Origin of the sequence: Martelella sp. UBA3392, assembly GCF_002358775.1 — a bacterium.
Lineage (GTDB): Bacteria > Pseudomonadota > Alphaproteobacteria > Rhizobiales > Rhizobiaceae > Martelella > Martelella mediterranea.
The window spans coordinates 1-11,554 of sequence record NZ_DEPM01000069.1; the positions used below are offsets into that span (position 1 = coordinate 1).

Here is an 11,554-nt window from a genome sequence, read left to right on the forward strand (position 1 = left end):
ATGAGCAATTACCAGAACCTCGGAACCGGGATCTGATCAACGATCTGATCAGCCTGTCATCGAGGCGGCAAACAGCATCAGTCCCAGAAGCGTGACCAGAAGCGCGCCGGCGATCTCGATGCCGTAGCCGATCACGGTCGCGCGCGTGGAGCCGCGACCGGCAAGGCGCACGGCAAGTCCCTTGGCCGAGACGGCGATGATCGCCAGCACCGACACGGTGATCGCGGTGCCGATCGCCATGGCGAAGACCGAGGCGATGCCGCCGAGGAGCAGCCCGTTCAGCAATGCGAAGGTCAGCACGATCAGCGCGCCCGAGCAGGGCCGCATGCCGATCGCCAGAATTGCGGAGCCCGCGCCCTTCCAGTCGAAATCCTTGCCCCCGAGGTCCTTGGGCTCCGGCATGTGCACATGGCCGCAGCCGCAATCGGGACCATGCACATGATCATGATCGTGGTGGCTATGGGCGTGGTGGTCATGCGCATGATGGTCGGGATGGCCGTGGCTGTGATCGTGGCCATGCCCGTGGTCGTGACCGTGATGCTCGTTTCCGGCGGCGGACGAAGACATGATCGACCGCGTCTTGGTGTAGAGCAGCCACAGGCCGAAACCGGCGATCAGCAGAAAGCTGGCGCGCTCCATGTAGAGCGTGGCATCGCGCATCGAGACCGCGGTGCCGCGCAGAAACAGATAGGCCGTGCCCACCAGCAGGATCGCTGTCACGCCCTGCGCCAGCGAGGCCAGCAGCGAAATGAAAATGCCGCGTCTGAGCTCGGTCTCGTTGGCGATCATGTAGGACGAGATCACCGCCTTGCCGTGGCCGGGGCCGGCGGCATGAAACACGCCATAGGTAAAGGAAAGGCCGACAAGCCCCAGCACCTTCACCGGATCGTCCCGCATCGCCTTCAGCGCCGCTGTCAGCGCGTGGTAGAATTGCTGCTGATACTGGTTGATCCTCATCAACACCGGCTGCAACGGGCCGAACGACGTCGAAAATGACGGCTCTGACGAGCCGATGCCGAGCGGCGAGGCCGAGAACGACTTGGAGTTTAGGCCGAATATCACGAAAGCCAGGAGCGCCAGAAGCAGGATCAGCGCGATCGGGCGGGTCAGTCGGGGCATGTCATGTCCAGGCGGGTTGCAAACAGTTTGCTCATATCGGTCGGGTCGTTGAAAAAGGCGGCCGTCAGCGCATCGCTGTTTTCAGCGATGACCTCGTCGGGATCGGGCCGCACAATCGCGATCTTGCAGCGGTCGAAGGCCTTGCCGATGGTCACCAGATCCTCATCGCGCTGAAAGTCGATCGCGGTATACATGCTGGCGTCATAGATGCCGAAGGTAAGGTGGCCGGAGAGCTTGATCGGCTTGGAAGGCTTCGCCGAGAAGATCAGCAGCAATTGTCCGTCCACCATGTCGGCATGGATGACGTCGGGATGCGCGAGCGGCACATTCTCGCCATTGTCGTTGATCTGGGTGTAATAGCCGTATTCGGCGAGCGATTCACGCACGGTATCGCCGATATCCGTCAGTTCCTTGCCGGTCAGCGTGTTGTCCATATTGGTGTCGTAGTCGAGGATCACCGAGGAGGAAAAGAACTCGTCGAAGCGCCAGACATTCTGCAGCGCGGTGACATTGCCGTCATCATCGGCCACCACTTCAAGCCGGGCATCGACGAAGACATGCGGATGGGCGCTAGCCTGCGGGGCGGCGGCGAGGCAGAAAAGGGCGGCTATGCTCAGGCTGTTGAGGAATTTCATGCTGTCTCATTGGAGCAAAACTGAGTCAGAAAAAAGCCCGTATGCGCAGATTTTGACGCGGGCGCGGTTTGGGTGATCGAAATGCTTTCGGAAACGCCAAAGCGCGCCCCTTGTCAAAGGGACGCGCCTTGTTGCAACTTGCTCGTTCAATGGGCGCTACGGCTCTCCTCCGGCGCCGGTGCGGCAGCGGCGCCGGCGATGATGATCGGCGTCAGCAGGTCGCCCCACTTGCCGCCGCCGTGGTGGCGGGCCGAGCGGATGATCTCGACCGAGACGCCGGCATCGACCGCGCGCATCACAGCCTGGTTCAGCCGGTGGAGATCATTGGCGACCATGCGGATGGCGGCCTGCTGCTCGGCGGACATTTCGCCTGATTGCGCCTCGGCGCGTTCCTTGACGTTGAGTTTCGGTGTCATTGCTCATTCCTCCCTTGCCTATTCTGCTGCCTCGAACTGGGCTGTTTCGGTGGATTCTCCCATGGCGGTGGTGGAGCCGGTGCCGCCGGTGATCGCCATCGACACCGCATCGAAATAGCCGGTGCCGACTTCGCGCTGGTGGCGGGTCGCGGTGTAGCCATTGCGCTCCGCCGCGAATTCCGCCTGCTGGAGCTCGCTATAGGCCGCCATCTGGCGCTCCTTGTAGCCGCGGGCGAGCTCGAACATGCCGAAATTGAGCTGATGGAAGCCCGCCAGCGTGATGAACTGGAACTTGTAGCCCATGGCGCCGAGTTCGCGCTGGAAGCGGGCGATATCCGCCTCGTCCAGGTTCTTCTTCCAGTTGAACGACGGCGAGCAGTTATAGGCCAGAAGCTTGCCCGGATGCGCCTTGTGCACGCCCTCGGCAAAGCGCCGCGCCTGCTCCAGATCCGGCTTCGAGGTCTCGCACCAGATCAGGTCGCAATGGGGCGCATAGGCGACCGCGCGGGCGATGCAGGACTCGAGCCCGTTGCGAACCTGATAGAAGCCTTCCGGCGTGCGCCCGGCATCGTAGTCGACGAAGGGCCGGTCGCGCTCGTCGATATCAGAGGTCAGCAGCTTGGCGGCTTCCGCGTCTGTGCGGGCGATCACCAGCGTCGGCACGCCCATGACGTCGGCGGCCAGACGTGCCGCCGTCAGGTTGCGGATATGGGCCGAGGTCGGGATCAGCACCTTGCCGCCGAGATGGCCGCATTTCTTTTCCGACGCGAGCTGGTCCTCGAAATGGACGCCCGCCGCACCCGCCTCGATATAGGCCTTCATGATCTCGAAGGCATTGAGCGGTCCGCCGAAACCGGCCTCCGCATCGGCGACGATCGGCGCGAACCAGGTATCGACCGAAAGCCCCTGGCCTTCCGAAACCTCGATCTGGTCGGCGCGCTGCAGCGTCTTGTTGATGCGCTTGACGAGTTCGGGCCCGGCATTGGCCGGATAGAGCGACTGGTCGGGATACATCGCCGACGCAGTGTTGGCGTCGGCGGCGACCTGCCAGCCGGAAAGATAGATCGCCTTAAGCCCGGCGCGAACCATCTGCATGGCCTGATTGCCCGAGAGCGCGCCGAGCGCATTGACGAAATCCTGGTCATGGATCAGCGTCCACAGACGCTTGGCGCCCTCCTCCGCGAGCGTGGCGCGGATCGGCATGGAGCCGCGCAGACGCTTCACGTCCTCGACGCTATAGGGACGCTCGATCCCGTCATAACGGCCTTCCGCAGCGCCTTCGACAAGTTTGTAAAATTCCGACATTGCTTCTCCTCACTTCGATATTCATTTCAGTCTCAACCCGAGACAATCTTTATCGATGTGACAGACTTAACGAAAATTCGGCGTTAAATCCAATGAAATAGGCTTTCATCGGCCCGAAATCGGGTTATACTGTCGGTCGCTTTACAGAACACTATTGTAAATCTGTAAATTTTGTAAAAGGATTTTGCGATGGCGGAAAGCAAGATATTCGCAGGCCCCAGGCTCCGCAGGCTGCGCAAGCAGATGGAACTGACGCAGACCGCGATGGCGGAGGCGCTGTCGATCTCGCCCTCCTATCTCAACCTGATCGAGCGCAACCAGCGACCGCTGACGGTGCAATTGCTGCTGAAGCTCGCCGCCGTCTACGATGTCGATATCGCCTCGCTGCAGGGCGAAAACAGCGGGACGATCGGCCAGCTCAAGGCGGTGTTCGCCGATCCGCTGCTTTCCGGCGAGTTGCCCGGCGACCAGGAACTGGTGGAAGTGGCCGAGGCCGCGCCCAATGCGGCGATCGGCATGATGAAGCTCTACCGCGCCTATCAGGAACAGACCGCCCGCCTGTCCGACCTGACGGCGCTGCTCGCCGAGGAGGGGCGACCGACACACCTTGACGGAAGGCGATTGCCTCATGACGAGGTGCGCGAGGCGCTGTCGCGGCGGCCTTGGTATTTCGACGCGCTCGACCGCGCCGCCGAGGCGCTGCATGCGGAGCTTGCGCCGGGCGACGAAATGTCGGCCGCGCTCAAGGACTGGCTGCGCGCAAAGCACGGCATCGCCGTCCGGGTGCTGCCGCCGCATGCCATGGTCAATCTCGGCCGCCGCTTCGACCGCCACACCATGCGGCTGTTCATTTCCGCGCGGTTCTCGCCGCATGACCGCCAGCGCGAGATCGCGATTGAGGCGGCGCTGCTGGCCTTCCGCGACGAAATTGCCGAAGCGATCGAGACGCTGGCGCTCTCCGGTGACGAGGCGCGGCGGATCGCGCGGTTCGAGCTTGCCCGCTATGCCGCCCATGCGCTGCTGATGCCCTACGGCCCGTTCGTGGAGGCCGCCCGCCGGGACCGGTACGATATCTCGCTTCTGGCCGGGCGGTTCGGCCTGTCCTTCGCCCAGGCCGCAACACGGCTCGTCAGCCTGCAACGGCCGGACAATGCCGGCTTACCGTTCTTCGCCATGGAAATCGATGTGGCCGGCAACATCCTGCGCCGGATCGGCGAAGGCGGCTTTCGCGGTGAATGTCCAAGGCTCGACGTCTATGACGCCTTCGCACGGGCCGGTCGGCTGATCGTCCAGCGCGCCGCAATGCCGGACGGCGCGGAGTTCCTGACGCTGTCGCGCACGGTCGAGGGGCCGGAGCCGGCGTCTGGCGAACGGCCGCATCTGACCGCCCTGCTTGTCGGCCTGCCCCACGCACATGCCACCGCGACGGTCTATGCCAGGCCGGAGCAGCCCGCCACGCCCATCGGCCCGGTCTGCCGGCTCTGCGAGCGGATCGGCTGTCTGTCGCGCGCCGAACCGCCGGTGACGCGACCGCTCGGCCTCGACGAAATGGTCGCCGGGCTCTCGGCCTTCGATTTCCGCTGAGGCATCTGGAGCATATCCGTCAGCATGCCCTCACTGCTTCATGGCGGAGTGTGCCGCTCGTTGTGGTTAGTCCGCAAGTGACCAATGCAGCGAGATGGCGCTGATTTTAGTGTACCGAAATTCGTTACACTAAAATCGAAATTGCCATGAAATATTTACACATCTCCCGCCTTCCCGCTATAGACGCTCCCACCTGACACCGCTTGGAGGAGCGCATGACCCGCACATTCACCACCCTCGCCGCAGCCGCGCTTGTCGCCGGCCTCATTGCCGCGCCGGCGCTTGCGGAACCCCGCAGCGACGTCATCGTCGGCATGGCGATCGAGCCGACCGGGCTCGACCCGACGGCCGCTGCCCCGGTCGCAATCGGCCAGGTGGTCTGGAAGAACCTGTTCGAGGGACTGACAACGGTGGACGAGGACGGCGATATCGCCCCGCAGCTTGCCGAAGCATGGGACGTTTCTGACGACGGCCTCACCTATACGTTCAAACTGCGCGAGGGCGTGACGTTCCACAACGGCAAGCCGTTCACCGCCGAAACCGCGAAATATTCGATCGACCGCATCATCGCCGACGACAGCGTCAACCCGCAGAAGGCGCTTTACAGCGCGATCGATACCGTTGAGGCGAGCGACGCGCTTACGCTGACACTCACGCTCTCCCGCCCCGCCTACGACCTTCTCTACTGGCTCGGCTTTCCCGCCGCCGTGATGGTGGAGCCGGAAAGCGAGGCGACCAATGCCACCGATCCCGTCGGCACCGGGCCGTTCGAGTTCGGCGAATGGAAGAAGGGCAACCAGGTCACCCTCACCCGGAACCCGAATTACTGGGGCGAAAAACCCGCGCTTGAAACCGTGACCTTCCGCTTCATTTCCGACGCGCAGGCACAGGCCGCGGCCCTCACCTCCGGCGGGGTTGACGCCATACCGGAATTCGCGGCCCCTGAACTCGTCAGCACCTTCGAGACCAATGACGCCTTCGAAGTCGTGCCCGGCACCACCGGCATGGAAGTCGTCGCTGGCATGAACAACGCCAAGCCGCCCTTTGACGATCGCCGGGTGCGCCGGGCGCTGATGATGGCGATCGACCGGCAGGCGATCATCGATGCCACCAATTCCGGCTACGGCACGCCAATCGGCAGCCATTTTTCGCCATCGGATGCCGGCTATGAGGACCTCACCGGCGTGCTGCCCTATGATCCGGAAAAGGCGAAGGCGCAGCTTGCCGAGGCCGGCTACGGCGACGGCCTGCAATTCACCATCAAGGCGCCGAACCGGGGCTATGCCGAACGGGCGGCGGAAATCATGCAGGCCTATTTCGCCCAGATCGGCGTGACCGCCACGATCGAATCCTCCGAATTTCCGGCGAAATGGCTGCAGGATGTGTTCAAGGACACCAATTACGACATGACGATTATCGGCCATGCCGAGCCGCTCGATATCGGCATCTATGCCCGCGATCCCTATTACTTCAACTATGACAATCCCGATTTCGACGCGACGATGACGGCGATCGCCGATGCGACCAGCGCCGAAGAGCGGCTGGCGGGTTACAAAAAGGCGCAGAAAATCTTGGCCGAGGACGTGCCGGCGCTGTTTCTCTATGCTTGGCCCAAGATCGGCGTCTGGAACGCGGACCTCGAGGGGCTGTGGGTCAATGAGCCGGTTCCCTCAAACGACATGACCGGCGTGCACTGGAGCAAGTAGACCGTGTTGCAAACACGTCCGGCGGTGCGGCGCATCGCCGGCAATCTTGTCTTTCTCGCCGCGAGCCTTCTGGCGGTCTCCTTCATCATTTTCGCGGTGATGGCGGCGGTTCCGGGCGATCCGGCGGAAATCATGCTCGGCACCTCGGCGGCCCCCGATACGCTTGCGGCACTGCGCCAGCAACTCGGCCTCGACCAGCCCTTCCTCCTGCGCTACGGCGACTGGCTGGCGGGTCTGGTCCGCGGCGATCTCGGCCTGTCCTACACCTATTCGACGCCGGTTGCCGTGCTGATCGGCGAACGCCTCGCCGTCACCCTGCCGCTTGCCGGTTACGCCGTGGCGCTGTCGCTGCTGATATCTCTGCCGCTCGGCGTCTTCGCGGGCCAGCGGCCGGGCGGGCCGGTGGATATCGTCGCGACATTGTTTTCGCAGATCGGCATTGCCGTGCCCGGCTTCTGGATCGGCCTGCTTTTGATCCTCGGCGTGGCGCTGACACTCGGCTGGTTTCCGACCGGCGGCTTTCCGGGCTGGCAGGCTGGTTTCCTGCCCGCCATCACCGCGCTAACGCTGCCCGCGATCGCGCTTGCCATCCCCCAGGCCGCGGTGCTGACGCGGGTGACGCGCACGGCCGTCATAGATGTCGCGCGCGAGGATTTCGTGCGCACGGCGCGGGCCAAGGGTGCAAGCCGGATGCGGGCGCTGTGGCGTCACGTCGTGCCCAACGCGCTGATCCCGGTCGTCACCATGCTCGGCATGCAGATATCGGTGCTGATGGCCGGCACCGTGCTGGTCGAAAACGTCTTCACCCTGCCGGGCCTTGGCACGCTTGCCTATCAGGCGCTCGCCCAGCGCGACCTGATCGTGATCCAGAATGTCGCGCTGCTGTTCGCCGTCATCGTCATGGGCCTCAATTTCGCGGTCGATACGCTTTACGCGGTGATCGACCCGCGGCTGAAGGCCACGCGATGAGACACCTGCCTCTCATCATCGGCGGCATCATCACCGCCGCGCTGGTCACAGCCGCGATCCTTAGCCGGTTCTGGACGCCGATGGACCCCGCCGCCATCAACATTCCGCTCCGCCTCGAGGGCCCCGGTCCCGGTGGGCTGCTGGGCGCCGACCAGTTCGGCCGCGACGAATTGTCGATGATCATGGCCGGCGCCTGGACCTCGCTGTCGATCGCGTTTTCCGCGGTCGCGATTGGCGGAACATTCGGCACCGTTTTGGGCACGATGGCGGCGGCGCGCCGGGGGGTGGCCGAGGCCGCGATCATGCGCGTCAACGATATCGTCTTCGCCTTTCCCCCAGTGCTGTCGGCGCTGCTTTTGGCCGCAGTGCTCGGCGGCGGACCGGCGACCACCGTCACCGCGATCGCGCTGTTCATGGTGCCGGTCTTCGCCCGCGTCAGCCGGGGGGCCGCGCTGCAGGTCTGGGCGCGCGACTATATCCTCGCCGCCCGCATGGCCGGCAAGACCGGAACGCGGATCACGCTCGAACACGTGCTTCCCAATATCGCCGCCCAGATCATCGTTCAGGTCGCGATCCAGACCGGGCTTGCGATCCTCACCGAGGCCGGGCTCTCGTTTCTGGGCCTCGGCGTCGCGCCGCCGACGCCGAGCTGGGGGCGGATGCTGGCCGATGCCCAGACCTATCTCGCGAGCGCCCCTCATCTGGTGCTGGCCCCCGGCCTTGCTATCGCCTTCTCCGTTCTCGGCCTCAACCTTCTGGGCGACGGTCTCGGTCGGCTGACCGACCCGCGCGAGGCGTCATGATGCTCGATATCCGCAATCTCAGGGTCAGTTTCCCCGACCGGCGCGGCGGGCGGCGTGAAGTATTGCACGGCATCGATCTGTCGCTGGAGAAGGGCGAGACGCTCGGCATTGTCGGCGAAAGCGGATCGGGCAAATCGGTGCTGGCGCTGGCGGTGATCGGCCTGCTGCCGCGAACGGCCCGGGCGGAGGGCGAAATCCTGCTCGATGGCGAAAACCTGCTGGCGCTGCCGGAACGCAGGCTCACCCGACTGCGCGGGGCAAAGATCGGGATGATCTTTCAGGAACCGATGACCGCGCTGAACCCGGCAATGACCGCCGGCAGCCAGATCGCCGAGGCGCTGCGGCTTCATCGTCCGATCTCCCGGGCCGAAGCGAGACTGGAAGCCCTGCGGCTGATGGACATGGTCCGCATCCGCGACGCGAAAACGAGAATAAATTCCTATCCGCACGAACTTTCCGGCGGCGAGCGCCAGCGGATCGGTATCGCGATCGCGCTGGCGCTGAAGCCCGGGCTCCTGATCGCCGACGAGCCGACCACGGCGCTCGACGTCACCGTGCAGGCCGAGATCCTCGACATTCTCGACGATCTCGTCGCCGAACTCGGCATCGGCCCGATCCTGATCTCCCACGATATCGGCGTCATCGCCCGCATGAGCGATCGGGTTCTGGTGATGCATGACGGCGAGAAGATGGAAGAGGGCAGAACCGAAGACGTTCTGCGCCACCCCGCCCATGACTATACCAAGACGCTGCTGGCATCCCTGCCCCGAAGGGTCCGCACCGGGCTGGAGGGCGGGTCATGACCCCGCTGCTTCAAACCGAGGGCCTGACCCGGCACTATGGCGCGCGCACTGCACTGGACGATGTCTCGATTACCCTCGCGTCGGGCGAAATCCTCGGCATTGTCGGCGAGAGCGGGTCCGGAAAATCGACGCTTGCCCGGCTGATCATGGCGCTCGACCGCCCGAGCGCCGGCCGGGTGCTGTTCGAAGGCGCCGACCTTTACGCGCAATCGCCGCGCGATCTTCGCAAGCTGCGGCGTCATTTCCAGATGGTGTTTCAGGACCCCTACAGTGCGCTCGACCCGCGCCAGACGATCGGCCGCATCATCGCCGAACCGTTGGCGCTGGACCCCGATGCCCCGACCGGCAAGGCCCGGCGGATGCGGGTGGCCGCACTTCTGGAAGAGGTCGGGCTAAAAGGACGCGATATCGATCTATACCCGCACGAATTTTCCGGCGGCCAGCGCCAGCGGATCGCGATCGCCCGCGCGCTGATCACCCGCCCCAAACTGTTGGTCGCCGACGAGCCGACTTCGGCGCTGGACGTGACGGTGCAGGCGCAGATCCTCAGGCTCATTCTCAAGATGCGCGCCGAACACGGCCTGTCGGTGCTGCTGATCACCCACAATATCGCCGTGGTCGACGAGATCTGCGACCGCGCTGTGGTGATGCAGGCCGGCCGCGTGGTGGAGGAAGGACAGGTCCCCCAACTGCTCGACGCCCCGCAGGAAGCCTATACAAAACGCCTGCTTGCCGCCGAGCCGACGCTGGCCACGATCGGCCGCCGGCGACGCAGCTAAAAAAACCCGGCCTGACCTTGCGGCCGACCGGGCTATGCGGCTTTCACCGCGGGAGAGAGTGCTAAACTGGTGCGCCGCATGACGCGGTTCAAGAAGATGACCGATTTGTCATGATTGAAGAATGGCATCCGGGCCCTTCGGCAGGCCGAAAAGCTCGCCATCCGCCGCAGGCGAAAGCGCCTGGCATTTCACGCGTTGAAACGCGGCATCATCGGCTTGGCTGTCTGCGACCGATCGGACTAGCGTGGATCATGCGGTTTGGGAGAGCCGCATCGCGTTTGAGGAGAGGAACTCATGACGACATTGCTTAAAACCATCGGGACCGCGATCGCCGCCGGCGCGATGTGCATCGCGCTCGGCCCGACAACCGCTGCGCTGGCCGCGGACTGGCCGGAGGCCAAGCCGATCCGGATCGTGTTTCCGTTTCCGGCGGGGCCTGATTTTCTGGTGCGGATGATGGCCGCCGATCTCGAGGAACAGTTCGGCCAGACGGTGATCGTCGATAACAAGCCCGGCGCCGGCGGTACGATCGGCATGGCCTCGGTCGCGCATGCCAAGCCCGACGGCTATACCTTCGTCGTCGGTTTTCCCGGCCCCACCGCCAATTACACCAACACCTATACCGGCCTGCCCTATACGCCATTGGAAGATTTCGACTATGTCAGCCAGATCACCCATGGCGATATGGTGGTCGTGGCGCGGGCGGATTTTCCCGCCGACGATCTCGGCGAACTCCTGGAATACGCCAAGGCCCATCCGGGCGAGGTCAGCGCCGGCAATCCGGGCATCGGCTCCTACGGCCACATGATCGAACTGATGATGAGCGAACAGGCCGATGCCGATCTCAAGATCGTGCCCTATCAGGGCACCGCGCCGACCCTCGTCGACCTCCTGTCCGGCAGCCTCGACATCTCGGTCGACTTCCTGTCGGAGGCCTATACCGAACATCTGAAGTCGGGCACCATGAAGGCGCTCGGCATCGCGTCCGCGGAGCGCAATCCCGATTTCCCGGATGTCCCGACCTTCCAGGAGGCCGGCGTCGATCTGGTCGCGCCGCTCTGGTCCGGCATACTCGCGCCCAAGGGAACGCCGCCCGCGGTGATTGCGCAGATGAACGAGGCGATCGCGAACTTCCTGGCGAGCGAGGAAGCGCAGGCGGCCTTCGCCAAGAACTACCAGCGCGCGACCTCGTCAACGCCGGAGGAACTGCAGGACATGGCGATACGCGAGGAAGCGACCTGGCGCGATATCATCAAGAAGTACAATATCCGCAACAACTAAGGCGCGTCCAGGAAAAGTGGATACCGGTTTTCCGTCCGGACGCGCGTAAAGACAAATAGATAGAGCATTTCCGGTGATCCGGTTTTCACCGGAAATGCTCTAGGGCGCCGGGCGGACGGCTTGCTCCCATTGCTCTCTCCCGCTGGCGGGAGAG

At 64.1% G+C, this 11,554-nt stretch carries 11 protein-coding genes; 7 read left to right on the top strand and 4 right to left on the bottom strand.

Annotation, left to right across the window (positions count from 1 at the left end):
- Positions 1-48 precede the first annotated feature (48 nt).
- The 4 genes from B4E36_RS05105 to aceA all read right to left on the bottom strand — a co-directional run bounded on the left by B4E36_RS05105 (position 49) and on the right by aceA (position 3,475).
- On the bottom strand, positions 49-1,119 hold the full coding sequence (locus tag B4E36_RS05105; RefSeq protein ID WP_292059862.1) for a nickel/cobalt transporter: 1,071 nt from the start codon (positions 1,117-1,119) through the stop codon (positions 49-51).
- Positions 1,107-1,754 (bottom strand): DUF1007 family protein, encoded by a 648-nt coding sequence (locus B4E36_RS05110; protein ID WP_292059860.1) that lies wholly within the window; start codon positions 1,752-1,754, stop codon positions 1,107-1,109. Before B4E36_RS05110 ends, B4E36_RS05105 begins: the two co-directional genes overlap by 13 nt.
- Before the next feature lie 146 nt (positions 1,755-1,900).
- A complete protein-coding gene (locus B4E36_RS05115) occupies positions 1,901-2,170 on the bottom strand; it encodes a hypothetical protein (protein WP_292059858.1) in 270 nt (89 codons plus the stop codon).
- Between the two features lie 18 nt (positions 2,171-2,188).
- Positions 2,189-3,475 (bottom strand): isocitrate lyase, encoded by a 1,287-nt coding sequence (gene aceA, locus B4E36_RS05120; protein ID WP_292059856.1) that lies wholly within the window; start codon positions 3,473-3,475, stop codon positions 2,189-2,191.
- Between the two features lie 189 nt (positions 3,476-3,664).
- Between aceA and B4E36_RS05125 the strand changes: the two genes are divergently transcribed.
- The 7 genes from B4E36_RS05125 to B4E36_RS05155 all read left to right on the top strand — a co-directional run bounded on the left by B4E36_RS05125 (position 3,665) and on the right by B4E36_RS05155 (position 11,400).
- The gene (locus B4E36_RS05125) at positions 3,665-5,059 is read left to right on the top strand and encodes a helix-turn-helix domain-containing protein (protein WP_292059854.1); all 1,395 of its coding nucleotides are present in this window, start codon (positions 3,665-3,667) and stop codon (positions 5,057-5,059) included.
- Positions 5,060-5,274: 215 nt separating this feature from the next.
- Positions 5,275-6,765 carry an ABC transporter substrate-binding protein gene (locus B4E36_RS05130; protein WP_345900066.1) on the top strand — a complete coding sequence of 497 codons (1,491 nt, stop codon included), beginning with the start codon at positions 5,275-5,277 and terminating at the stop codon, positions 6,763-6,765.
- Positions 6,766-6,771: 6 nt separating this feature from the next.
- Positions 6,772-7,734 (top strand): ABC transporter permease, encoded by a 963-nt coding sequence (locus B4E36_RS05135; protein WP_292059898.1) that lies wholly within the window; start codon positions 6,772-6,774, stop codon positions 7,732-7,734.
- Positions 7,731-8,537 (top strand): ABC transporter permease, encoded by an 807-nt coding sequence (locus B4E36_RS05140; protein ID WP_292059850.1) that lies wholly within the window; start codon positions 7,731-7,733, stop codon positions 8,535-8,537. The genes B4E36_RS05135 and B4E36_RS05140 overlap by 4 nt, the downstream gene beginning before the upstream one ends.
- Positions 8,534-9,340 carry an ABC transporter ATP-binding protein gene (locus B4E36_RS05145; RefSeq protein ID WP_292059849.1) on the top strand — a complete coding sequence of 269 codons (807 nt, stop codon included), beginning with the start codon at positions 8,534-8,536 and terminating at the stop codon, positions 9,338-9,340. The genes B4E36_RS05140 and B4E36_RS05145 overlap by 4 nt, the downstream gene beginning before the upstream one ends.
- Entirely contained in the window at positions 9,337-10,119 is a 783-nt protein-coding gene (locus tag B4E36_RS05150; RefSeq protein WP_292059847.1) for an ATP-binding cassette domain-containing protein, read from the top strand. The genes B4E36_RS05145 and B4E36_RS05150 overlap by 4 nt, the downstream gene beginning before the upstream one ends.
- Before the next feature lie 294 nt (positions 10,120-10,413).
- Entirely contained in the window at positions 10,414-11,400 is a 987-nt protein-coding gene (locus B4E36_RS05155; protein ID WP_292059845.1) for a Bug family tripartite tricarboxylate transporter substrate binding protein, read from the top strand.
- Positions 11,401-11,554: the final 154 nt, after the last annotated feature.

What these genes read in the sequence shown, in the direction of transcription:
- B4E36_RS05155 (WP_292059845.1), top strand. Translation starts at nt 10,414, where the DNA reads ATGACGACATTGCTTAAAACCATCGGGACCGCGATCGCCGCCGGCGCG.
- B4E36_RS05105 (WP_292059862.1), bottom strand. Translation starts at nt 1,119, where the DNA reads ATGCCCCGACTGACCCGCCCGATCGCGCTGATCCTGCTTCTGGCGCTC.
- B4E36_RS05130 (WP_345900066.1), top strand. Translation starts at nt 5,275, where the DNA reads ATGACCCGCACATTCACCACCCTCGCCGCAGCCGCGCTTGTCGCCGGC.
- B4E36_RS05115 (WP_292059858.1), bottom strand. Translation starts at nt 2,170, where the DNA reads ATGACACCGAAACTCAACGTCAAGGAACGCGCCGAGGCGCAATCAGGC.
- B4E36_RS05110 (WP_292059860.1), bottom strand. Translation starts at nt 1,754, where the DNA reads ATGAAATTCCTCAACAGCCTGAGCATAGCCGCCCTTTTCTGCCTCGCC.
- B4E36_RS05145 (WP_292059849.1), top strand. Translation starts at nt 8,534, where the DNA reads ATGATGCTCGATATCCGCAATCTCAGGGTCAGTTTCCCCGACCGGCGC.
- B4E36_RS05140 (WP_292059850.1), top strand. Translation starts at nt 7,731, where the DNA reads ATGAGACACCTGCCTCTCATCATCGGCGGCATCATCACCGCCGCGCTG.
- B4E36_RS05125 (WP_292059854.1), top strand. Translation starts at nt 3,665, where the DNA reads ATGGCGGAAAGCAAGATATTCGCAGGCCCCAGGCTCCGCAGGCTGCGC.
- aceA (WP_292059856.1), bottom strand. Translation starts at nt 3,475, where the DNA reads ATGTCGGAATTTTACAAACTTGTCGAAGGCGCTGCGGAAGGCCGTTAT.
- B4E36_RS05150 (WP_292059847.1), top strand. Translation starts at nt 9,337, where the DNA reads ATGACCCCGCTGCTTCAAACCGAGGGCCTGACCCGGCACTATGGCGCG.